Genomic DNA, 23,692 nt, shown 5'->3' on the forward strand with positions numbered 1-23,692 from the left:
TGCTGCGGTTCGTCGGTCGATCAGGGGGTCATTATAGGGGCGGTTGTGGAGGCTGTCCACGGAGCGGCTCCGCAGATTTATTGGCTTTTTTCCAAAGCTCCTCGTAGAGGTCCATGTAGCCGCCGACCATCCGCTGCAGGGTAAAACTCTCGCCGACCTTGGCCCGCCCCCGCTTTGACATCGCGTGGCGGCGATCGGGGTCGGCCAGCAACGCGGCGATGGTCTCGGCCACGGTGCGGTGGTCGTCGAAGTCCAGCAGCAGGCCGTCTACATCCTGGTCCACCACCTCGGCGGATTGCGGCAGGTAGTGGCAGACTGCGGGGCAGCCCGCGGCCAGCGCCTCGATCACCGCCGTGGGCAAACCCTCGCGGCGGCTGGGGAGCACGAACAGGTCCGAGGCCGCCAGCAGATCGTGAACGTCGTTGCGCTCGCCGAGCATCATCAGCTGATCGCTGACCCCCTTGCGCAGGGCTTGGCGTTCGATGTGCTCGCGCTCGGGCCCTTCTCCGGCGAGCACGAACAGCACGTCGGGCACGCGCATACCCAGTAGCGCCAGCGCATGGATGAACCCCGCGTAGCCCTTCTCCGGGATCAGCCGCGCCGCGCTGAACAGCACCGGCCGCTGTTGATCGATTCCCAGTTCGGCGCGCACCTGTTCGCGCGGCCGCGTGTTGCGGTACAGCTCGATCTCCAACCCGTTGTAGATCACGGTCAGCAGCTCGGGCGGCAGGCTTTCCTGGTTGATGGTGAAGTCCTTGACCGTCTGCGAGACCGCGACGATCCGCTGGCAGTGCTCGGCCAGTCGGCGGTCGATCGCCTTGTGCACCACGGTCTTGTCGTAGTAGGTCGAATGTTCGGCCGCGACCACCACCGGCACACCGGCGCGCGCCGCGGCGAGCCTGCCGATGGTGTTGCCCAGAAACAGCCGGGTCTGCACCACGTCGATCTCGAGCCTCTCGATCAGCCGCGCCAGCTCGATCACCCGGCCGGGTCTGATCCACTTCAGCGGCCCGGCCTTGCTGATGCTGCGCACCACGTGCACGTCCACGCCCAGCTCGCGCAACGGCTCGACCAGTGGTCCGCCGGCGCAGACCAACGCCAGGTGCGGCTCAAAGCGCTCGAAGTCCAGCCCGCGGAAATAGCCCAGGATGTTGCGCTGCACCCCGCCGATGAGCATGTCGTTGCTCACCACCATCAGCTTAAGCGGCCTGGACACCAATAACCTCCAATACGTTGCGCACGGTCTGGGACCAGCTTCCCGGCCCCTGGGCGTAGGCGCGTCCGCGCCGCCCCATTTGCCCACGCAATTGCTCGTCGCCCAGCAGACGCTCAAGCGCTTCGGCCAACGCCGTCGGATCCTCGGCAGCGGCGGTTAAGCCCAGCCCGTTCTCGGCCACGATCTCGAACCCGGGAAGGTCCGAGACCACCACCGGCCGTCCGCAGGCCAAGTACTCGAACAGCTTGATCGGAGAGTAGCCCGAGGTCAATGGCCGCTTGGGCACCACGCAGACGTCCATCGCCGCGATGTGTTGTTCGACCAAATCGTGGGATACCGCGCCGGTGAATAGACAGCGCTCGTACACGCCGCGCTCGCGGGCCAGCGCCGTGACCTGCTCAAAGCGCGTGCCGCTGCCCACGATCAGCGCGGTAAATCGCACGCCGCGCCCGTTGAGCAGGGCCAGCGCCTCGATCAAGGTATCCAGATCTTGGTAGGGCTCGAAGTTGCCCAAATAGCCCACCGCCAGCTCGTCCGGATCGATCTTCAGCGAACGCTTGGCCTCGGCCGCGTCTCTGGGTTGCAACCTCTGGGGGTCCGCGCCGTTGGGCACCACAAAAACTTTTGGTTCAGGCACGCTCAAATCATTCACCACATGTTGTTTGATTCCCTGGGTCACGGTCACTATCCACTGAGCCAGGGAGTAGGCCGTGCGCTCGAAACGCCGCTGCAGCGCGATCTCCCAGCGCGGCCGCCCGGCCATCTTCAGCTCGGCGGCGATGACCCCGTTCTGTTCCACTGCCGCGGGCACGCGCAGTAGACGCGCGGCGACCAGCGGCAGCAGGCAGAACAGCCCGTGCCGCAGATAGACGCGCCGCGGCCGCTCCTTGGACGCCAGCCGCAGCATGGTAAAAAACGCGGCCAGCTCGAACAGCAGGTGCGCGGCCCAAAACGAGCGTCCACCGGAGGGCAGCAGGCTGCAATCGCACGGCAGCTCGGGCAGTTTGCCCACGGGCCGCGGCATAAACAGCCGCACCTCGTGACCCCGGGCGCAGACCTCGCGCACGAAGTGCTCCACGTGGGACGCCCCGCCCTTGCGCGAGCTCAGATCGACCCGGGCTACGACCCAGATCCTCATTGGTCCACCATCAAACGCACGACCTCCAGCGCCCTTTGCGCGGGCTCGAGCTTTGCGCCGCGCCAGGCCGAGAGCGCGTTGGAGCCTTTGCGCAGACGGTTGAACGCCTCATAAAAATGCAGGCCGTACTGCGCGGATTTGAGCACATCGACGCAGCGCGTTGACTGCCGCGCGTAGCTGCGCACGAAGTACCCGCGCAGGGAGTAGCGGCCGTAGAGCCGCGCGCCGACCGAGGTCAGCAGCGAGTACGAGGCGTTGAGCAGGTCGTGCTCCAGGCTCAGCGCCTTGACCCCGGCGTAGTCGATCAGCACCAGGCCCGCGGGCGCGCGCAGCACGTTGCGCGCGTGCAGATCGTCGTGCACCAACGCCGCGAACATTCGCTTAGGCGTCAGCGCCATCAGCCGTTGCGCCAGTTGGTCCGCCTCAGACTGGTCGAGCAATCCGGCCTCGATGTAGCGCTGCAAATAGTTTGCGCTCTGCTCGCGATAGCCCGCCAGCCCCTGTTCAAGGGGCAGGTCGAGCTCGCGCAGACCGTGGATTTGCGCCATCAGCTCGGCCAACGTGCGTCTGCCCGATAGTCCCAAACGTCCGCTGAGCGGCTGGGCGTCCACGTATTCCATGATCAGACGCGCGCCTTGGCGTTCGATCAATCGCGGCGATCCGACCTTGGCCACGTTAAGCACCGACAGGTAGCGCTCGGCCCGGGCCGCGTCGCGTTCTGAGGCGAACTCGCGGATTTTATATCGGCCGTCCGCACTGATCTCAAAACGCTGCTCGCTCATCGGGCGCTGCGTCCCAGGGCATCGCGGATCAGGCTCAGCGCCCGGCGCGGATCGATCGCGCCCAACGCCTTGAGCAACCAGAAGTAGCCGACCAGCACCGCGGCCTTAATTGCCAGCGGCGCGAGCAGCTGGTCGGGCCGCAGCTGGATCAGGTGTACGCCCAGGCCGATGACCGCGTAGGAGCCCAGCACCAGGGCGACACGGCGCAGGCGGTACGGCATTGGGTTGAGCCGCTGGCTCCACAGATAGACGATCAGCGTCAGCAGCAGATAGCTGGCGCAGGTGGCGGCCGCCGCGCCGACAATGTTCCAACGCGGGATCCAATACAGGTTGAGCAGCACGTTGAGTCCGGCCGACGCGGCCGTGGCCAGGGGAATCATCCCCGTGCGTTTGAGCAGCAGCAGGTTGTTGATCAGCGGGTAGTACATGCCGTGGGCCAAATAGCCGCCGATGACCCAGGGCACCACGCGGTGCGCCTCGTAAAAGCGCTCGGGCGTGAGCAGCATGATCCCCTCGCGCGCGAACAGCACGCCAAAGGCCGCGGCCAGCCCCAGGTAGGCCCAGTAGTCCTCGGCCACGCGCGCCAGGTGCCGCTTGGCATCGGGATTGTTCTTGACCTCGCGCAGGTGGTAGGGCAGGAACGCGCGGTTGAAAGCCAGGTTGATCGCCGACATCAGCATGCCGATGTTGTAGCCCAGCGAGTACAGCCCCACGCGGTCCAGCGACGTCATCCGTTCGAGCAGCACGCGGTCCAGAAACGTCTGCGACCAGTTGGCCACGGCGTGAGCGGTCAGCGGCAGACCGTAGATCAACGAGCGTTTGAGCATCGGCAAATCCAGCGCCGGACGCGCCTTGCGCCAAATCAGCACGCTCATGATTACGAAGAACACCGCCACCGCAATAAAACGCGCCCACAGCGCTGCCCGCGCCGAACGCTCGATTCCAACCAGCGCCAGCACCACCAGCCCGGCGATCAGCAGGTATTCGCCGATCTGCAATATTGCGTAGAGCCCGGCGCGCTCGCTTGCACGCAGCATCGCCATCGGCACCACGTGGCTCAGCTGGCAAAAGGCAATCAGCACGCCCAGGGCCAGAAACGGCCAGAAACCCATGGACGTATCTTTGACCAGCAGCGGGCCCCAGTATTTGCCGGTAGCCAGGGCGGCCACGGTCAGCAGCAGACCGACCGCGATCAGAAATCCGGCGCTGGTCCCCAGAAAGCGCTTGAGACGCGCCGGATCGCCCTCGTAATCGAAATAGAAGCGCAGCACCGACGAGCGAAATCCCAGCTCGGTCAGCGCCAGCATGATCGCGGCCAGCGAGGTGACGTAGGTGACGATCCCGTACTGGCGCTCGCTGAGCAGGTAGGTGTAGATCGGGATCAGCGCCAGGGCCATCAGCTTGGGAGCCAGGTTGCCCAGCGCGTAAAATCCCGAGCCGCGCAACAGGCTTGCGGCCCTGCTCATCCAAGCCGCTCCAGCAGCTGTTCGAGGATCAGCCGCGAGGCGTCGCCCCGGCCGTAGTGGCGCTGCGGATCGCCGCGACTGAACCACGATTGATCGAGGACGCGGTCCGCGATCAACTGCGGATCGTCATCGGCCAGCACGTTGGCGCGATCGTCCACGGTCTCGACCCACTCGGTGTTCCCGCGCACCGTCACGCACGGCACGCCGAGCACGTAGGCCTCCTTCTGCATCCCGCCCGAGTCGGTGACCAACGCCGCGGCCTCTCCCAGCAGCGCCAGGGTTTGCAGATAGCCCAGCGGCTTGACGATCCGCAAGCCGGGCATGCTGCGCAGATCGGGCGCGTCGGGCGCGTCGAGCCGTTGCCTGGTGCGCGGATGGAGCGGCAGCAGCACCGGCATGCGCTGGGCCACGCTGCCCAGGCCCTGGAAGATCCGGCCCAGTCGCAGCGGGTCGTCCACGTTCTTGGCGCGGTGGCAGGTGGCCAGCACGTAGCCGCCAGGCTCGAGCCCCAGCTCGCTGATCAGCCCGCCGTACTGCCGCGCGCGCTCGGAGAAAATGCGGATCGCGTCGTACATCACGTCGCCCACCAGCTTTACGCCGCGGGTGATTCCCTCGCGCTCGAGGTTTTGCACCGCGGCCGCGGTGGGCGCAAACAGCAGTGCCGAAAGCCGGTCGCACAGCACGCGGTTGAGTTCCTCGGGCATCGAATCGTCGAACGAGCGCAGCCCGGCCTCAACGTGGGCCACGGGGATGCGCAGCTTGGCCGCGGCCAATGCTCCGGCCAGTGTCGAATTGGTGTCGCCGTAGACCAGTACCGCGTCGGGTCGCCTGGCGAGCAGCTCGGCCTCCAGGGCGATCAACATCCGGCCGGTCATCTCGCCGTGTCCGCCGCTGTGCACTCCCAGGTTTACGTCGGGCGCGGGAATGCCCAGCTCGTCGAAAAACGTGCGGCTCATCTCGGGGTCGAAGTGCTGACCGGTGTGCACGATCACGTGCTCGATCAGCGGACCGGACTCCTGCTGCGCCAGTTGCAGTCGATGGCACAGCGCGGCAGCCTTGACGAACTGCGGACGGGCCCCGAGTACAGTCAGGACCCGCGGAATCGATTTGTCGTTACTCATCCTTTAATAACAGCAGGCCGTCCTCGATCTGGTAGTTCGCACCGCAGGCCTTGCACTGCAGCGTGAGGCCCTCGGGCAGGCGCACGCCGCAGGCGCAGGTCCAGCCCACGCGGCGCGCGGGATTGCCCATCACCAGCGCAAAATCCGGCACGTCGCGGGTGACCACCGCACCGGCGGCGATAAAAGCGTAGCGGCCTATTTTATAGCCGCAGAGGATCGTGCTGTTGGCCCCTAAAGTCGCTCCGCGCCCCACGGGCGTGGGCTTGAATTCATCGCGCCGCGACACGGCGCTGCGCGGATTGGTGACGTTGGTAAAGACCATGCTCGGTCCGCAAAAAACGTCGTCCTCGAGGGTCACGCCCTTGTAGACGCTGACGTTGTTCTGGATCTTGCAGTTCGCGCCGATGGTCACGTCGGGTCCGATCACGCAGTTCTGGCCGACGTTGCAGCGCGGGCCGATGCTCGATCCGCCGAGCACGTGGGTGAAGTGCCAGATCCGCGTGCCCGCGCCGATGGTCACATCCGGGTCGATCACCGCGCTGGGATGCACGAAGACGCCCGCGTCCTGCGCGATCACGCCCGCGACCTCCACCGGTCGGCCGCCGGCCTCCAGGCTGCGTTGGCAGGCTGTGAGCAGGGTCAAGACCTCGATCCCGGACGCGGCGTCGGTGCGCGGCTTGGTCCCGTTGGCGGCGCACTGGAGAAAGTGCAGGCACTCGTTGCGCAGTGGCTCGTCCTCGCCGAACTCGACGCTGACCACGTCCTTGGAGCGCGGCACTGGTTTGCGATCGACCCAGTCCACACCCTTGTCGTAGAGCATCAGCTTGTGCTCGCGCTGGGCCACATCGTCGAAGACCGCCATCTTCCGATCGCCGATCACGACCAGCCGCTGTTCCTTGTAGGGGTGCAGCCAGCTGACGTGGATGTGCGCGCGCACGCCGTGGGCGAACTCCAGCGTGCTCAGCGTGACGTCGGCCACGCGGTCGTCGAGGTAGGCGCCGCCGACCGAGGTCACGTTCAGCGGCATCTCGCCCAGCATCAGCAGGATCACCGACAGGTCGTGGGGCGCGAAGCTCCAGAGGATGTTCTCCTCGGTGCGGATTCGGCCAAGGTTCAGCCGGTTGGAGTAGATGTAGTTCAGCTTGCCCAGGACGCCCTCGTCCACCAGCTGCTTGAGCTTAAGTACGCCCGGATGGTAGGCCAGCAGGTGGCCGACCATCAGCGTCAGGCCGCGGGCCCGGCTTATCCGGGCCAGTTCGCGCGCCTGGCCCAGCTCGAGGCACAGCGGCTTTTCGACCATCACGTGCTTGCCCGCCTCGAGCGCGGCGCGGGCCAGCTCAAAATGCGTCGGAGCCGGCGTGGCGATCACCACGCCGCCGATCGCATCGTCGCCAAATACCTGCTCGGGGCTTTGCGCCACCGGCACGTTGAATTGCTCGACGATCCACTGTCTGCGCTCGGGATCAGTGTCCCAGACGCAGGCCAGTGCACCCAGCTCGTTGAAGTTACGCACCAGGTTCTTGCCCCAGTGCCCCCCGCCGAATACTGCTACCTTCATAGTGAGCGGATTATATTGGAAATACCGATGGGGGCCAACAAGCTCCCTGAAACGCCTACTTGGGAAACAGGTAGACGTCGAGGGACGAGCGCGTGGCGCTCATCCGCGACTGGATCTCGCGCCGCTTGCGCCTGATCTTGCCGCTGCCGCGCAACGATTGCCACAGCGCGGAGAGCGCGACGTGCAGGCCGTAGTGTTTGATGAAGCGTCCCAAGCCGCGCAGTTCCGAACGGATGATCCGCGCGCGGTGGACTTTCCACTGGCCCGCGGAGAGGTTCTTAAGCAGCATCCAGTAGCGGTTGCGCACGCTCCAGATCAGGTACTGCCGACGGCGTTCGGCGTTATTGTGCCGGGTCGCCCCGCGGTAGTGCACGCCCGTGGCCTCGGGGGTGTAGACCGCGCGCCAGCCGCGCAGCCGCGCGCGCCAGGCCAGGTCCACGTCCTCGACAAACGCGAAGAAGTCCTCGTCAACGTACTGGCCTTGCAGGCGCAGATCCTCGAGCATCTCGCGGCTGTAGAGCGCCGCCGCGCCGCTGGGGCCGAACACGTAATCGGTCTCGTCGTAGCGGCCGTCGTCCTCCTCGCCCTGGCCGCGGTCGGCCATGAACAACTCGTTCATCACGATGCCGGTGGTGTCGATTATCCGCGGATCGCTTCCCGCAGAACTGCCCCACAGCTTGCCGCTGACCATCCCGATCTTCGGTCCCTTGTCAAAGGCGCTCAGCGCCCGATCGAGAAAGTCCGGCGCGAGCTCGACGTCGAAATTCAGCGCCAGCACGTATTGGCCATCGGTCTGATCGATGCCGCGGTTGAGCGCGGCCGAGTACCCGATGTTGTTCTTGAGCAAGATCACCCGCGTCTGGGGGTAGTGCGCCTGCACCTTGCGGATCGAATGATCAAAGCTGCCGTTGTCCACGACCGTGATGTCGAAATCCTCGTCCAGACGCTGACCGTAGACGAAGTCCAGGCAACGCGGCAGCATGTCGCCGCCGTTGAGGTTGACGATCACCACCGAAACTTTCGGCGGCGCGTCTAGAGCTTGCCTGTCCTGTGCATCCACCAAAGCGTAAGTACCTTCAGATAGCCGTCGATCAGTCTGCCGACGGTCAGTTCGCTGCTGCCGCGCCGACGCTCGACAAAGCGGATCGGCACCTCGGCGAAGCTCAGTCCGGCCAGCCGGGCGCGATAGTTGATCTCGTGCACGATGCTCGGCCCGGCCGAGAACAGCGCACGCGGATCGACCCGCTGGAAGACCCGCCTGTTGAACAGCCGATAGCCCGAGTTGATGTCGCCCACCGGCACGCGCAGCACGCTGCGCGCGTAAAAACAAGACAGCGCCGTGAGCATCCGTCTGAACCACGGCCGGCCCTCGTCGCGACCGCCGCGCACGGTGCGGCTGCCGATTATCACGTCGGCTTGCCCCGCGGCCGCGATCAACGTCGGCGCGTCCTCGGGACGGTGGCTCAGGTCGCCGTCCATCTCGATGATCAGCTCGGCCCCCATCTCGAACGCCTCGGCCAGACCCTCGGCCCCCGCATAACCGCGCCCCTTGCGCTGGGTGCGCAGCAACAGGTGAACGCCCGGATCGCTCTGCGCTCGCTCGCGTACGACCTGCGCCGTGCCGTCGGGCGAATTATCGTCAGCCACCAGCACCTCAACGCCCTGGGGCAGTCCGCGCAGGCGATCGATCAGCTCGCCGACGTTCTGGGCCTCATTATAAGTCGGCACTACCGCGATAATTCTCATCAAATGTCGGCTTCCCCTGCGTTCGGCCCGCGATTGTAGCGATAATGCACGTCGGCGACCAGATTTTACGTATTTTACTTGTCAGTCTTCCGCTACTGAGTATACATTACTTTCCCGACGACCTTTAACAACAGGGGCATTAGATGGACGTGCTGGTTGTCGGCTCCGGATACGCGGGACTCACGGCCGCGGCACTGCTTGCGCGGCGCGGTCTGGAAGTCGAGTTGATCGAACGTTCGCGGGTCTGCGGCGGCCGCGCTCGGGCAATCCAGCGCGACGGCTGGATTGTCGATTACGGCATCCACGGCCATCGGCTGGGCCAGAGCGGATCCGCGGCCCAGGCCCTTAATCTGGCGGGCGAATGCATCGAGTGGATCGAGGAAACGGTCCACGACAGCTACATTAAATTCGGAGACAATCGGCAACAGCAGTTCCACGGCATCGGCCCGTTCTTGCTCGGCGAGGACTACAGCACGCTGCAAAAACTCTCCGTGGCCGGGGTCTTCGCCCATCTGCTGGCCATCGATCCTCAGCGCAACTCCGGGCGCAACGTGGCGCACTTCCTGCGCTGGCACAGCGACGAGCAGGTGCGCGGCCTGATGCGTTTCCTGTGCTTTGGCATGATCGCGCCCGAACTGGAGCGAGCGAGCCTGGGCGAGCTGGTCGACTTCGTGCGACGAATGATCCGCACGCCGGTCGAGCAACGGCTGGGCACGCCCGTGGGCGGCGACGCCCAGCTGATCGGCAAGCTGCGAGGGGCCATCGAGCATGCCGGGGGCAAAATCAAACTCTCCGAACCGCTGAAAAGCTTGGAGATCCAGAACGGCCGCGTAACCAGGGCGCTGACCGGCAAGCGCGAACTCGAGCCGCGGGCTGTGGTCTTCACCCCGCCGTTGCAGCAGCTTCACAAATACCTGCCCCAGGGGGCGCTCGATGCACAATTCGTGGAGCGCGCCTCGATGATCGAGCCCACGGCCGGCGTGAGCATCGACTTCGGGCTCAAGCACAAGGTCAGCGATCTGTGCGGCACGGTTATCGACCTGGACCTGCCGAGCTTCGGCAAGTTCCCCAGCAACTCCGATCCGAGTCTGGCCCCCCCGGATAAGCAACTCGCCACGTTCCTGATCGTGATCCCGGCGCAACAGATCCGCAGCCGGCAAGCCGTGGCCGAGGCCGAGCACCGACTGCGCGAACACATCCGCAGCGAGTTCCCAGGATTCTTCGAAGCGGTCGAATGGGAGCGCCGCCTGGTGGTGCCGATCCTCGACGGCGCACTCTTGCGGCCGGGCCAATCGCGCTGGGATCGACCGGGTCTTCGTGCGCCGGGAGTGGACAATCTTTTCTTCGCCGGCGACACGACCTGCGGCGATGGCTGCTCGGGCGATATCGCCTTTGACTCGGCGATCCGGGCCGACAAGATCGCGGCCGAATTTCTCCGATCCTGCTGATTCTCTTGTAAACTCCTGTAAAACGTTATAGAAATTCGATGCAAAGAGGGTAAGAGGACAGTCAACTTGCGCATCATCCCCCGCTCCGAACATCCGATCTCCAGAAAAAACATTGATCCCGACGCCCTGAAGGTTCTCTATCGGCTGCACCGTTACGGCTTTAAAGCCTACCTTGTCGGCGGCAGCGTGCGCGACATGCTGCTGAGCAAGCGGCCCAAGGACTTCGACATGAGCACCGACGCTCACCCGTACGAGGTCAAGAAGCTGTTTCGCAACTGTCGCATCGTCGGCCGCCGCTTCCGGCTGGCCCACGTGTTCTTCGCCCAGAACAAGATCATCGAGGTCAGCACCTTCCGCCGCAAGGCGGAGTTCGACGCGGCACAAGTCGGCGGCGTGCAGACCGAGAATACTTTTGGCACTCCCGAGGAAGACGCGTTCCGCCGCGACCTGACGATCAACGGATTGTTCTATAACATCGCCGACCACACGGTGATCGACTACGTCAACGGCCTGCGCGATTTGCGCGATGGCGTGGTGCGGATGATCAACGATCCTTACGCAAGCATCGTCGAGGACCCGGTGCGGATGATCAGGGCCATCCGGCATGCGGCGCGCAGCAACTTCGTGATTCACGCCAAGACCTGGGAGGCGATTAAGGCCGAGCACGCCTTGATCAACAACTGCCCCGAATCGCGACTGCGCGAAGAGTTCCTGCGCGATCTGCGCGGCGGCGCAGCAGCCGTGGCGATCCGGCTGATGTCGCGTAGCGGACTGTTGTTCGAGCTGATCCCCGAAATGCGCTCGCTGGTGGGCGACGAGCCCGAGCCGGAGATGCCCGAGTCGGCCTTGGCCAACCTACGCGTAACCGACCGCATGATGCGCGAGGGGCGCGACGTCAGCGATTCGATTTTAGTCGCGGCGCTGCTCGCACCGCTGGTGCTGCAGACCCTGGGTCGGGCCAGGCTGCCCGAAAATCCAAGCCGCGCCGGCCGGGTCAACGTGCTGATCCGCGATCTGGTCAAACCGCTGTCGCAGAAGCTGAACATGCCCAAGAGGGTCACCGAGCAGGCCTGTCAGATCCTGTTCGCCCAGCACCAGATTCACAGCGCCATCGACAGCGGCGGCATCCCCTCACGCCTGCGCGCCAAGCAGTACTTCAACGCCGGAATGCAATTTTTTGAGATCGAGAAGCGCGCCCAGGGCGCAGACGAGCCCTACTCCGCGGCCGGGGAGCCGGCCCACCCCCCGACGTCCCAACCGCGTTACGCGGCGATCTCGACACAGAGCAGCGGGCCGGACGGGAGCTCGCCCCAGCGCAGTCGGCGCAGGCGCAGGCGTCCGCGCAGACGCAACCCCGCAACGCCCCAGGATTCTTGACCCCACGTCCGATTACATTGACCATTGATCGATCCGATGAACGCTGAACCTCAAAGCCCAAGCAGCGGCAGGCGCGGCCCAATAATCGCGCTGGCCGCGTTGTGTCTGGGATACGTCGCGCTGGTGCTGCTGTTCAACCTGGGCAACCACGATCTGGTGTGGGCCAACTGCGAGGAGGACTTACACTTCCGCAACGCCTACTGGCTGTCCCACGGCCATCCGCTGCTCGACCCCAATCGGCCGCCTCTTTACTACTATCTGTCGATCGCCGCTTCCCTGGGTTGCGGCAGTACGTTTCGCGGCGGACAACTGATCAGTGCGATCAGCGCCGGGCTGCTGCTGCTGCTAAGCACGCTGCTGGTGCGCCGGTTGCTCGGCACACGCGCGGCAGCCGTTGCCCTGGCGCTGTGCGCGGTCAACTCCACGATCTTCGAGTACGCCGGATCCAACTGTACCGACATGCTGTTCGCCGCATTGGCCGCGGGCGCGCTGCTTGCCGCATCGGGCAGGCCCGACGAGGTCCCGGCCACGGGCCGCAGCTTCGGCGCGGGCTGCCTGCTGGGGCTGGCCACGGCCGCGCGCTTTCAGGGCTACGTGCTGCTGGCGTGCCTGCTGCTGTGGCTGTTGCTGCGCCGCGAGATCAATCTGCGGGAACGGCTGCGCCACGCCGGAGCCTTGATCGAGGGTTTCGCGTTGTTGTTCGTGCCCCTGGTGCTGCCCATGGTGCGCCTGGGCGGAGTGCAGCCGCTGGACGCCCTGGGGCTGGCCACGGTCTCGATCAACCTGGGCGAGCCCCAACGCTGGGCCGAGTTCGGGGCGCTGGGATTCGTACTGAACATTTTACGCTCCTATGGCCAGTCGTTTCTCAAGCTCGTCCAGGCCGGCGACCTGCTGGCGCTGGTGGGACTGGCCTGGCTGTTCAGCGCGCGTTCGCGACGCGTTCCGGCCGACGACCAGCGGCGGCTGCTGCTGGTGGTCTGTCTGGGAATGTTCGTCGGTCTGGGATTGTTCCGCGGCTCGGCCTGGGATCTGCGGCGCAGTTTCCTGCTGCTGCTGCCGCTGCTGCTGGGCCTGTTCGGCCAGGCGGCCGACCGCGCGCTTTCCCGTTTGGGTCGAGCCGTACCCGGCGCTGGTCAGCCGATGGTTGCTGGCCTGCTGTTGGCAGCCTTGACCCTGGGGCTGCTGGTGTTCAACGCCCGGCAGTTCCTCACCTGGCGCGAAAGCCAGGCGCGGCCCGCACTGGCCGCCTTCATCGAGTTTGACGAGCAGTGGCGCAGGCCGCACGCGGGCGATGGCCTGCTGCTGACCAACGTCCACCACTACCTGATCGAGGCGGGCAACGGCTTCCACAGCCAGCAGTGCTGCTTTGACGAGCAACAGTTCCGCTACTGGATCGCTTTGCTGGTCGAGCCCAACCCGGTGCGCGCGATCTTCATCGAACTTGGCGACAAGCCGTTGCCGAGCCTGGAGTGGCAGCGCGCCGACGACTACTTCCATTTGCGCCGCGTGCCCACCACGCCGGGCTTCGTCGGGTTCCTGGTGAACTACAGCCAATACCCGGACGACGCCCTGACCCGCCTGTCCGAACGCGGGATCGATGCGCCCAAGCTGACCCCGGTCGAGTAGCCCCGGGGCCACAGCCCTGCCGCCGCCCTATATTTCAACAGTCCAGCAATCGGCGGTTGCATCGTAGATCAACAGCGCCCGCAGGCCGCAATCAGTATCAACGCGGAATTTCCGACGCTCCACGCCGCCCTCGTCGCGCTCGATCCACGAGCCGAGCACCTTGGACACCAAATATTCGCGCTGTTCGTCCTCGATAGTGAAGCGCAACGGAATGCGATGCAGGTCGCCCGCGCTGTGGGTTTGGGCGTGCGCGACGCGAACCCTCACTTGTTTCTCAGGTGCTTTTTCGATTCGTGTATTGATTCGCAGATCGGCAGCAAGACAGCCAATCTTCCGGTAAAGGCGCGCATCGATTCTCCCTTCACTGGAATCCGAACCAATGCCCTACTTCCGCATTGCCTGTGCTTTGAGTTCCTTGGGCATTTTCTCGATAGCGTAGCGCAGGGCCGTGCGGGGCATCTTCGCTTTATGGGCCATGACGTAATCAAAGACCTCGCGCTGATGCTCCCGGCTGGCCGCCTTAAGCATCCAGCCGTAGCCTTTGCGCACCATATCGTCCTGGTCGGTAAGCAGGATGTCGGCGATCTGGAAGACCGTGCTCAGGAAGTCCCCGCCCTTGGCCGGAACGATCAGCGACACGGCCGCGGCGCGGCGCATCCAGCGGTTGGACGATCTTGCCCAGCGTCCAAGCTGGGGCAGATACTCGGGGAAGGTTTGCAAAAACGCGCCCACCGTATGGTTGCAAAGGGTGTCGCAGGCCGCCCAGTTGCCGACGTAGCGCTCGACCCAGCGTTCGAACAGCGCAAAGTCCGCGGGCTCGTAGCGCTTGCGCAGGGCGTAGGACCACTGGCAGGCAATCGCCGCCTCCTCTAAATATCCCGAGCGCCAAAGCTCTTCGCACAGCGCGAAGACCTCCGTCTTGGACCGTTCCTTGAGAACCTTGAAGCGCTCCTTGGCGATCTTTCTCACGGCAGCCGTTTCCAGGCCGTGAACCTTGACCTGCTCCTTAAAGAATCGCTGTGCACTCTCCCGGTATTTCTCTCCAGCGTTGCGCTTAAACTCCTCACGAATCTCGCGGATCAGCGCCCTGCCCTGACTATTCATCTGATTCCTGCTGCGGCGTTGGCGTTTGCGATCCCAGGGGTCCGGTCATCGGCACGAAGCTCACGGGAATCAGATCGCGCGTGACCACGCCGTCCGCGCCCTTACGCACCAGCACCAGCTTTTGAAATCCCTCGCCCACGGGCAGCACCATGGTGCCGCCCACTGCCAGCTGCTCGATCAACGGCGCGGGGATCGTAGGCGGCGCGGCTGTAACGATGATCGCGTCGAATGGCGCGCGCTCAGGCCAGCCCAGATAGCCGTCGCCGCACCTGACATTGACGTTGTCGTATCCCAGGCGCGTCAGGTCGGCCCGGGCGCGGTCGGCCAGCTGGCAGAGGATCTCGATGGTGTAGACCTGCGGAACCAGGCGCGAGAGCACGGCCGCCTGATAACCCGAGCCGGTGCCGATCTCCAGCACCCGCTCGTGGCCGCGCAGTCCAAGCGCCTGGGTCATGTAAGCCACGATGTACGGCTGGCTGATGGTCTGTTCCAAACCGATGGGCAGCGGCGTGTCCCAATAGGCCATGGCGCGCACGTTGGCGGGCACTAACTCGTGGCGCGGCACCTCGCGCATCGCCGCGAGCACACGACCGTCGCGCACGCCGCGGTCCTCGATCTGAAACTTGACCATCTGTAGGCGCTGCTGCTGCCAGTTCTCGACCGTGCGCGGCGAACCGGCGCAGCACAGTCCCCACAGCAGACAAGCCGCGGCCAGAGCAACGATTACAATTCGAGGACGCATGGGACGATTATTTCAGATCGGCGGCTGATGACAAGCCGCTTTAATCGACGCGCAAATCAGACCACGGTCAGATCGTAGTTGTTGACCAGCTTCGAATCGCCGATACGCAGCACGATCTCGAACTTGTAGTCGCCGATACGCTCGACCTTACCGTCGAACAGCGCCAGGCGCACGGCCTTGCTGTCGGCAGGCAAGTCAACCTTGAGCGTCTGGGACCACAGCTCGTTCCCCGCCGGATCGCTGAAACGCACGTCGACCTCGCCAACCATCGGCTCGAACTTATCGTTGACCGCGTAGACCGGCAGCGGCGCGATCTGGCCACGATTGAACGCCGGGCGCTCGAACACGGTGAAGGCGTACTGCGGACTCATCGCGCGGGCAAAGGGCTCGAAGCTGCCCTTGGGCACGCGCCAATAGTCGACGATCGACCAGAGGATCGCCGGGTTGGGATCGCTGAACATGAACGGCACCAGGCCGCCGGCGGGCTCGTATTTGGCCAGGCGGATGCGGTCGATGTAGAAACGATTGAGCTTGGACTGGTAGTCCTGACTGGCCTCGATCAAGCGGTCGAGGTCGGCAAACGGTGCATCGCCAAGCCAGTGCCGCAGCAGCTCGGGCTGGGCGCTGTGGCGCAGTTCCAGATGGTCCCAGTCGATCTTGGACGCGTCGCCGTCGGGCGCGATGAACTTCAGCGCCGACTCGCGGTTGGGCAGGCTCTGGGCGCCGAACTCCGAGATCAGCCGCAGGTTGCGCGGCGCGTATTTGCGCACCTTGTCAAAGGTCCACATGCTCTTGCCCATGGCGCGGTACCAGCCGAAATAGAAATGCGTGTCGCCACCGCGTTTGAGCAAATCCAAATCGCCCGATGAGCGGAACGTCTCGCGCGTGGGGTCAATCCGCCGCAGCTTGTCGGCCATGGCGCTGTCCATCACATCGCGGTTCCACGAGTAGACCGTGGCCGAGAAACTCAGCCGCAGCTTGCTCCAGGTGTCCTCGTCCTTGGTATCGACGATGTGCACCGGCTCGTTGTGGCAGCACCAGATCACGATGCTCGGGTGGTTGTAGAGCAGCCGCACCATCTGCTCGGACTGGCGCAGGCACTCGGGCATGATCGACTTGTCGTAGAGCCACTGCAGGGGGAAGTCCTGCCACAGCAAAATCCCCGCGCGGTCGGCCGCATCGTAGAGCAGCGGGTGATCGATATGGGCATGCACGCGCAGCAGATTGAGGTTGGCGCGCTTGGCCAGCTCCATGTCGGTCTGCACGCGCTCGGCCGTGGTCGTGGCCAGGCGCGTGTCCGACGGCGGATAGTTGTTGCCGCGCAGGAAATAGCGGTGGCCGTTGATGTAGGCGATCAGGTCGTTCATCTCGAACGTGCGCACGCCGAACAGGGTCGAGCGCTCGTCGCACTTGGTGCGGCCGCGACTGAGCTTGAGCTTGGCGCTGTAGAGGTTGGGCTCGCCCACGTCGTGGGGCCACCACAGCTTGTAGGGCGCAAGCTGCACGGTCTGGCGCACCACGTTCTCGCCCTGGTGCAGCGCCACGTCGAACTCGAAGCGCTGCGCCTCGCCCTTGAAATTCTCCGGCGCGAAATCGAGCGCCAGCTTGGCCGCGCCGGGCTCCAGCGCGTCGATCCGCGCCGAAACCTCGATCGTGGCTTGCTGCTCGTCAAAGTTGCGCGTGGCCAGCATCAGCTCCGAAATCCGCGCGGCCTTGAACGGCTCGATGGTCACCGGCAGCCAGATCCCGCCGGGGTTGGTCAGCGGGTCGAGGCAGTCCCAGTGGCTGAACACGCCGGTGATCAGCTTCTTGCCGACCTTGACCTTCTCGTCCGGGCAATCGAGCTCCACGATCAGCTCGTTGTCAGCCTTGAGCAGATCGGTCACCACATACTCGCGCGGCGTAAAGTAGCCCTGGTCCGAGCCCTGGTCCGCGCCGTTGAGCAGCACCCGCGAGTAGTAGAAGACTCCCCCAAGCCGCAGCAGATATTGACTGCCCTTGGCCTTTTTATGCTTGAAACGCTTGCGATAGACCGCCTTGCCCGCGTGGCGCTCGAGCCCCTCGCATAGCTGCCAGTGCCCAGGCACCTGCGCCGCGACCCAGCCCTGCTGCTCGCTGTAGCTTGGGTTAAAACCCTCGACGGGCAGGACTTCCCATTCGCCGCTAAGATCGATCATGCCATGGCTCCATTGATGGGTCTTGAACAGAAGTCGGGAAGGGAATTATCGTGTCCGCAGCGCAGAAATGTCAAACCTCCCTATTTATTCCGGGGCTTGCAAACATTATCAGGGCGTAGTAGATAATACGTTTATACTCTTGAATGAAAAATGAGAGCTGCCCAATGTCCAATGAAAATAAATCAGAACAGGCCCGGAGGGGTCGAATTGAACTCGATCAAAAAATAATCGCCAAGACTATCGGCCTTGGGGTTATTATTGGTGTCGGCCTTGTTATTGACCTTTTATTCGCTATTTGGGATTTAAGTCTTCTTTGCGATTGCTCAGCGCTTCCGAAATATTTTAATCTGTGCGCGATCCCAATGATGGTCAAAGAGAATCCGCCCTGGACCGTTATTACTGCCCTTGTTACTGCCCCTGCTTTGATTCTGCTTTGGTATTGGCGCACAGTGCATAGTCGGGCCAATCTTTGTAATACTCAAGAGCAAATTGTACTTGACAGAGAACGTAACACTAATGACCTCAAGAGACAGTTTAACGACCGTTTCTTAATTGCCATAGATTTATTAGGTAAAGATAATGAAGATACACAACGGGGGGCCATTTATGCACTTGAGCTTTTAATGAGAGATGCCCCGAGTTATCAACCAACAATAATCGAGACTCTTTCAGATTTTATCCGCCGAAACGCACCATATCCCCCAATCGATGGAAAAGACAAAAAAGACGAGGAAGGGCATCTAGAGAACCGATCTTCAAACATTCGCACGGATATTCAAGCAGCACTGACAGTAATAGGAAGGCGAAACGTTAAATTCGATCGTACGAACTATGTGATAAATCTCTCTCATGTATGTTTAGAAGGATATAATTTCGATAATGGTATGTTTAATAGCGCGACTTTTTATCAATCTAATTTAAAGAATGCGTCTTTGTGTAAAACCAATCTAATAAATGCATCCCTCGTCAGGGCGAAAGTCAACAATGCGTATCTTATCGCCGCTAATCTCCAAAATGCGAACCTTTCGGTTGCCGATTTACAAGAAGCAACCCTTGAAGGGTCCGATCTCGAAAAGGCAATATTATCCGGAGCAAACTTATATAATGCAAGCCTTACATACACCAATTTCCGGGGGGCTAGGCTATTAAGAGCCAATCTACAAGAGGCGACTCTTGAAGGAGCCCAGCTCCAAGGCTCGAACCTCCAAGAGGCCAACCTCCAAGAGGCGTTTCTTGTTGACGCCAGTCTCCAAAACGCAAATCTCTCAAGAGCCGACCTCCAAAACGCGGATCTTGGTCTTGCCAATCTTCAAAATGCCAACCTTAATAAAGTTAACCTCAGAGATGCCATACTATACGGAGCCCGTTTTGTTGGAACACGTCTAGGAGGAGCAGATATTAGCAACGCTCAAATATCAGAGGAGACATTATGGTCTAGTGCTATATATAATACTGACACAAAGTTTCCTGACGGTTTCGATCCAAAGACACATCAAATGATTAATACGGCTGTTAGCAAAGTTCCATTTATGTCGATAGAATTTAAAAATCAAAATCAAGAAGGAGAATGATGGACAGTCCTCGTCTATTTATTCTCCAACCATCAAATTCGTACGCAGGTTTTGAGTCGTATTAAACACCTAAAATCCTAATAATTGTTTACCCCGTCCATGGCATTGGATAGGATGATTCCTCAAACTAGGGGGTGTCCCATGGGCTCAGCGGAAAAGGGCGTGCAGCAGGCTCAGCCGCGGCGCAGGAAGTTCGTCTGGCGTGTTGCGATCGGCACTTGTCTGCTGATCGTGGCGCTGTTCTTCGGCATGCGGCTTTACGTGGCTCGCGGCTACCCGCAGACCAGCGGAACCTTCGAGCTGCCGGGATTGCTGGCCGAGGTCGAGGTATTGCGCGACCAGTGGGGCGTACCGCACGTCTACGCGCAAAACGAGCACGACGCGCTGTTCGCCCAGGGCGTGGTCCACGCCCAGGACCGCCGCTTCCAGATGGAGGGAATCAGCCGCACGGTGTTCGGCGAACTCTCGGCCCTGGCCGGGCCCATCGCTCTGGAGCAGGACAAGATTTTCCGCTCCTACGACATGCGCGGCATTGCGCGACGAGTGGTTGGGGAAATGCCCGAGCGGCTGCGCGAGGGCATGCAGGCCTATTGCGACGGGGTCAACGCGGTGCTCGCGGACGATCCGACGCGCCTGCCGCTGGAATTTCGCATGATGGACGCCCAACCCGCGCCCTGGACGCCCGAGGACGTGGTCGGCGTGTTCCTGCTCAACTGCTGGTACCTCTCGCTGAACTTCCCGGAGGAGCGCCTCGCCGCCGACCTCTCGGCCACGCTGACCCAGCAGGAGATCGAGCTGTTGTTCGGCTTTGAGGAACCCGGCGCCATCGAGCCCGGCGCGCCGCCCGATCAACAGGAGCTGGCCGCGCTTGAAACCCTGTTGCGCTTCTCCGGGCCCGCGGCGAGCAACAACTGGGCCGCGGGCATGGGCAAGACCAAGAGCGGCGAGCCGATTTTGGCCAACGACCCGCATTTGGGGCTGACCCTGCCCTGCATCTGGTATGAGGTGCATATCCAGTGCCCGCAGTTTCGCTTTGCCGGGTTCTCGATCCCGGGCGCGCCGTTCGTTGCCATCGGCCGCAACGCGGGTGTGGCCTGGGGCTTCACCAACGTGATGACCGACAACGCCGACCTGGTGCTCGAAAAAGTTCGGCTCGAAACAGGCGAGGTGCTGACCCCCGATGGCTGGCAGGCGCTGGAGCAGCGGAGCGAATCCTTTGAGGTGCGCGGCGGCGAGACCTTGGTGCGCAAGATGTATCGTGGGCCCAACGGTCCGATCGTGCGCATGCCAAAGCAAGAGAATCTGGACGCCGAGGGCATGGGCATCGCCTATGCCCTGCGCTGGGTCGGCCAGGATGAGCGCGACAGCCTGGCGGCGTTCGAGGCAATGGTCCGTTCGCGCAACTCCGCGGAGTTGATCCAGGCCGTGCGGCTGTTCCAGGGCCTGAGCCAGAACCTGGTCTACGTCGATCTCGAGAGCCACTACGGCTGGCAGCCGTTTGGCAGCGTGCCGCGGCGCACGGGATACTCGGGCAAGTATCCGGTGCCGGGCTGGGAGTCGGACACCAAGCGCTGGACCGGCTACGTGCCGTTCGAGATGCTGCCGCACGAACGCGATCCGGGCCGGGGCTACGTGCTCTCGGCCAACACCGACTCGGACGATGGCCTGGACTACACCATCAGCCACAGCTTCGTGCGGCCCTATCGCTATAACCGAATCAACGAGCTGCTCGACAGCGGCCACCAGCTCGACCTCGAGGCGATGGCCAAAATCCAGGGCGATACGCAGAGCCTACAGGCGCCGGTCTACCTCGCGGTCGTGTTCGCCGAGGCGGGCGACGATCCGCAGCTCAGCGGGATGGTCGAGCTGCTCGAGCAGTGGGACCGCAACCTGGCACCGGACTCGGCGGCAGCCGCGGTGTACGAGGTGTTCCTAGGCAAACTGTGGCGGCTGTGGATCGGCGATGAGCTCGGCGAGCTGTTCGAACCGTTCGCCCGGCGCAAGATGCCGCTGGACAGCCCGCTGGACGCGCTGGTGGGCGATCCGTCCAATCAGTTCTGGGACGACCGCAACACCGAGGGCGTGGTGGAGACCCGCCGCGAGATCGTGCGCGCGGCCCTGATGCAGACCAATGACGAACTCAGCGCGCTGCTGGGTCCGGATATGTCCAAGTGGAGCTGGGGCGCGATCCACGGTGCGATCTTCCAGCACCCGGCGGGCGCGGGCGGACTGGCCGGACGGCTGCTGGACTTCGGCCCGCTGATCGTGGGCGGCGACGCTCACACGATCAACGCCAACGCCTGGTCGATCGGCAGCGGCTGGCGCGTGGCGCACTACCCGAGCCTGCGCTTCCTGTTCGACGCGGCCGACCCGGACCATCCGCGCAGCGCGATCACCACCGGCCAGTCGGGCCATCCAGGCAACGAGCACTACTCGGACCAAGCTCCGTTGTGGGCCGAGGTGAGCTACAAGACCCAATTGTGGAATCGCGAGGAGATCGAGCAGGCGAGCAAGTCCAGACGCCTGCTGCTGCGGCCCGTTGAAGAAGCTCAGTGAGCCTGCTTCCGCTGAAGGTCCTGCGCCGCCCGGACAACGGCCCGTGGCGCATTGAGGCTGACGGCGATCGGGCAGCCTACATCCAGTTCCCGCAGATCAGGCTGACCTACCAGACCGAACACGGCCGCGTGGAGTTGCGCAGTCCGGACGCGGCCCAGGACCCGATCGATGGCATGCAGCGCTGGTGTTTCGAGAATTGCGGAGTGCGGGTGGACGCCAAACTGCGCATCGACGAACAGCGCAACTGCCTGCTGATCGAAGCCCAGGTACACAACGATTCCGACGCGTCCCTGCGCCTGCAAAGCCTTGACCTGCTGCACCTGGACGGCGATCACGGGGCCGACCTGGTGCTCGGCGAATCGCGCAATGATTGGGCCGTGTTCCAAAACGGCTGGCAGTCGTGGTCCGCGTCCGAGACGCTCTCCATGGATGACGCGGACACCAGCCCGCGCATCGGCCTGATCCGCGTACAGGAGGAGGACTACCTCAACCCCGGCGCGGCCAAGCCCGGGCGTGTGCGCTCGGACGGCGTGACCGCAATCGTCGATCGCCAAAGCGGCTGCGGCCTGCTGCTGGGCTTTATCAGCGGTGCGCGCCAGTTCGGCGACATGCTGCTCGAGCTGGGGCGTCCGCGGCTGCTGCTCAAACGGCTGAGGGCCACGTTGCGTTTCGACGGCATGCTGCTCGAGCCAGGGCGCAGCGTGCGCTCCGAGACGCTGATGCTCGGGTTTTTCGGCCCGGGCGCGCAGCCGCTGGAGCTGTGGGCCGAGCTGTGCGGCGAGCGGATGGCGGCGCGCGTGCCTAAGCGTAAACCCGTGGGCTGGTGCTCGTGGTACCACTATTTTCGCAATATCGACGAGCAAGAGATGCGGCTGAACATCGAACGTATCGCCGCGTTGCGCGACCGGCTGCCGATCGAGATCATTCAGCTCGACGACGGCTACCAGGACCGCCTGGGCGACTGGCTGGAGATCAACGACAAGTTCCCCGCAGGCCTCGACGATCTGGCGCAACGCATCGACCAGGCCGGGTTCACGCCGGGCATCTGGACCGCGCCCTTCTCGTGCATGCGTAAAAGCCGCGTGTTCCGCGAGCATCCCGAATGGGTGCTGCGCGACGCGCGCGGCAAACCGATCAGCGGCGGGATCAACCCAATGTGGGGCGGGCGCTACTACGGCCTGGACATGACCCATCCCGGCGCGCTGGAGTACGTGGAGCGCTGCCTGGGGCAGATGCGGCAATGGGGATTCCGCTTCTTCAAGATCGACTTCCTGTTCTGCGCCTGCCTCGACGGAGTGCGCCACGACCCGACCAGCACGCGCGCCGACGCCCTACGTCGCGGTCTCGAGGCAGTGCGACGCGCCATTGGCGACGGATTTCTGCTCGGCTGCGGCTGCCCGCTGCTGCCCGCGGTGGGGATTGTCGACTGCATGCGCATCGGCCCGGACGTCACGCCGCTGTGGGACCGGCCGCTGGTGCGCAGACTGCTCAGCGACCGACACATGCTCTCGGCCAACAACGCGCTGCGCAACACGATCACGCGCGCGTTCATGCATCGCCGCCTGTGGTTCAACGACCCGGACTGCCTGATGATCCGCCGCGTGGACAACAAACTGAGCGAGGACGAAACGCGGACCCTGGCCGCGATCATCGCCGCCTCGGGCGGAATGCTGCTGGTCTCGGACAACATGTCCAAGGTCGATCCCGACCGTCTCGAGCTGGCGATTGCCGCGGCTGCACTGCAAAGCGAGAACTTCCTCGCGGTCGACCTGTTCGCACGTCGCAGACCCGAGCTGATGTTGGCGCAAACTCCCGAGGGTCCGCTGGCCGTGCTGGCCAACTTCGAGGAGCGCAGCCGCGAGCTGAGTTTCGATGTGGCGACCCAGCTGGGCTGCTCCGGGCGCGAGCTTTGCGGTCGCGAGTTGTTCGACGGCCGCGAGGTCCGCGCGCCGGGCGGAGTGCTGCGCGCAAAGCTCGAGCCGCACGCCTGCCTGGCCGTGGTATTTGATCGCTAGTTGTACGGCTTGGGGGGCGCAGCTAGAATGAGTGCGGTCATCTTCAACT

At 63.5% G+C, this 23,692-nt stretch carries 18 protein-coding genes; 6 read left to right on the plus strand and 12 right to left on the minus strand.

Annotated elements, in window-relative coordinates; translation table 11 throughout:
* Positions 1–31 precede the first annotated feature (31 nt).
* Genes P9M14_08045 through P9M14_08080 form a run of 8 tightly spaced genes read right to left on the minus strand, consistent with a single transcriptional unit; the run spans position 32 to position 9,027 of the window.
* Positions 32–1,216 carry a glycosyltransferase gene (locus tag P9M14_08045; protein MDP8255684.1) on the minus strand — a complete coding sequence of 395 codons (1,185 nt, stop codon included), beginning with the start codon at positions 1,214–1,216 and terminating at the stop codon, positions 32–34.
* On the minus strand, positions 1,200–2,354 hold the full coding sequence (locus P9M14_08050; GenBank protein MDP8255685.1) for a glycosyltransferase family 4 protein: 1,155 nt from the start codon (positions 2,352–2,354) through the stop codon (positions 1,200–1,202). The genes P9M14_08045 and P9M14_08050 overlap by 17 nt, the downstream gene beginning before the upstream one ends.
* Positions 2,351–3,136, minus strand: coding sequence for a phosphotransferase (locus tag P9M14_08055; GenBank protein MDP8255686.1), 786 nt, complete (start codon positions 3,134–3,136; stop codon positions 2,351–2,353). Before P9M14_08055 ends, P9M14_08050 begins: the two co-directional genes overlap by 4 nt.
* Positions 3,133–4,602 carry an oligosaccharide flippase family protein gene (locus tag P9M14_08060; protein ID MDP8255687.1) on the minus strand — a complete coding sequence of 490 codons (1,470 nt, stop codon included), beginning with the start codon at positions 4,600–4,602 and terminating at the stop codon, positions 3,133–3,135. Before P9M14_08060 ends, P9M14_08055 begins: the two co-directional genes overlap by 4 nt.
* Positions 4,599–5,723: a UDP-N-acetylglucosamine 2-epimerase (non-hydrolyzing) gene (gene wecB / locus P9M14_08065; protein MDP8255688.1), complete on the minus strand. Its 1,125-nt coding sequence runs from the start codon at positions 5,721–5,723 to the stop codon at positions 4,599–4,601. The genes P9M14_08060 and wecB overlap by 4 nt, the downstream gene beginning before the upstream one ends.
* The gene (locus P9M14_08070) at positions 5,716–7,281 is read right to left on the minus strand and encodes a Gfo/Idh/MocA family oxidoreductase (protein ID MDP8255689.1); all 1,566 of its coding nucleotides are present in this window, start codon (positions 7,279–7,281) and stop codon (positions 5,716–5,718) included. The genes wecB and P9M14_08070 overlap by 8 nt, the downstream gene beginning before the upstream one ends.
* Positions 7,282–7,336: 55 nt before the next feature.
* Positions 7,337–8,341 carry a glycosyltransferase family 2 protein gene (locus tag P9M14_08075; protein ID MDP8255690.1) on the minus strand — a complete coding sequence of 335 codons (1,005 nt, stop codon included), beginning with the start codon at positions 8,339–8,341 and terminating at the stop codon, positions 7,337–7,339.
* Positions 8,314–9,027: a polyprenol monophosphomannose synthase gene (locus P9M14_08080; GenBank protein MDP8255691.1), complete on the minus strand. Its 714-nt coding sequence runs from the start codon at positions 9,025–9,027 to the stop codon at positions 8,314–8,316. The genes P9M14_08075 and P9M14_08080 overlap by 28 nt, the downstream gene beginning before the upstream one ends.
* 143 nt (positions 9,028–9,170) lie before the next feature.
* Between P9M14_08080 and P9M14_08085 the strand changes: the two genes are divergently transcribed.
* The 3 genes from P9M14_08085 to P9M14_08095 all read left to right on the plus strand — a co-directional run bounded on the left by P9M14_08085 (position 9,171) and on the right by P9M14_08095 (position 13,478).
* Positions 9,171–10,475, plus strand: coding sequence for an FAD-dependent oxidoreductase (locus P9M14_08085; GenBank protein MDP8255692.1), 1,305 nt, complete (start codon positions 9,171–9,173; stop codon positions 10,473–10,475).
* 66 nt (positions 10,476–10,541) lie between these two features.
* Positions 10,542–11,852 (plus strand): polynucleotide adenylyltransferase PcnB, encoded by a 1,311-nt coding sequence (gene pcnB / locus P9M14_08090; protein ID MDP8255693.1) that lies wholly within the window; start codon positions 10,542–10,544, stop codon positions 11,850–11,852.
* A gap of 36 nt (positions 11,853–11,888) precedes the next feature.
* Entirely contained in the window at positions 11,889–13,478 is a 1,590-nt protein-coding gene (locus tag P9M14_08095; GenBank protein MDP8255694.1) for a glycosyltransferase family 39 protein, read from the plus strand.
* Between the two features lie 27 nt (positions 13,479–13,505).
* On the opposite strand, the gene P9M14_08100 is transcribed toward P9M14_08095, so the two are convergent.
* The 4 genes from P9M14_08100 to P9M14_08115 form a co-directional block, all read right to left on the minus strand.
* Positions 13,506–13,745, minus strand: a complete 240-nt coding sequence (locus tag P9M14_08100) for a hypothetical protein (GenBank protein MDP8255695.1) — start codon at positions 13,743–13,745, stop codon at positions 13,506–13,508.
* Between the two features lie 117 nt (positions 13,746–13,862).
* Complete coding sequence (locus tag P9M14_08105) at positions 13,863–14,582, minus strand: DNA alkylation repair protein (GenBank protein MDP8255696.1); 720 nt, start codon at positions 14,580–14,582, stop codon at positions 13,863–13,865.
* Entirely contained in the window at positions 14,575–15,324 is a 750-nt protein-coding gene (locus P9M14_08110) for a protein-L-isoaspartate(D-aspartate) O-methyltransferase (protein ID MDP8255697.1), read from the minus strand. The genes P9M14_08105 and P9M14_08110 overlap by 8 nt, the downstream gene beginning before the upstream one ends.
* A gap of 56 nt (positions 15,325–15,380) precedes the next feature.
* Positions 15,381–17,501 (minus strand): glycoside hydrolase family 2 TIM barrel-domain containing protein, encoded by a 2,121-nt coding sequence (locus tag P9M14_08115; protein ID MDP8255698.1) that lies wholly within the window; start codon positions 17,499–17,501, stop codon positions 15,381–15,383.
* A gap of 164 nt (positions 17,502–17,665) precedes the next feature.
* Between P9M14_08115 and P9M14_08120 the strand changes: the two genes are divergently transcribed.
* The 3 genes from P9M14_08120 to P9M14_08130 all read left to right on the plus strand — a co-directional run bounded on the left by P9M14_08120 (position 17,666) and on the right by P9M14_08130 (position 23,643).
* Positions 17,666–19,072 (plus strand): pentapeptide repeat-containing protein, encoded by a 1,407-nt coding sequence (locus P9M14_08120; protein MDP8255699.1) that lies wholly within the window; start codon positions 17,666–17,668, stop codon positions 19,070–19,072.
* Between the two features lie 141 nt (positions 19,073–19,213).
* Positions 19,214–21,628, plus strand: a complete 2,415-nt coding sequence (locus P9M14_08125; protein ID MDP8255700.1) for a penicillin acylase family protein — start codon at positions 19,214–19,216, stop codon at positions 21,626–21,628.
* On the plus strand, positions 21,625–23,643 hold the full coding sequence (locus P9M14_08130) for an alpha-galactosidase (protein ID MDP8255701.1): 2,019 nt from the start codon (positions 21,625–21,627) through the stop codon (positions 23,641–23,643). Before P9M14_08125 ends, P9M14_08130 begins: the two co-directional genes overlap by 4 nt.
* Positions 23,644–23,692: the final 49 nt, after the last annotated feature.

The sequence above is a fragment of the Candidatus Alcyoniella australis genome (assembly GCA_030765605.1).
In the GTDB taxonomy this organism is placed as follows: domain Bacteria; phylum Lernaellota; class Lernaellaia; order JAVCCG01; family Alcyoniellaceae; genus Alcyoniella; species Alcyoniella australis.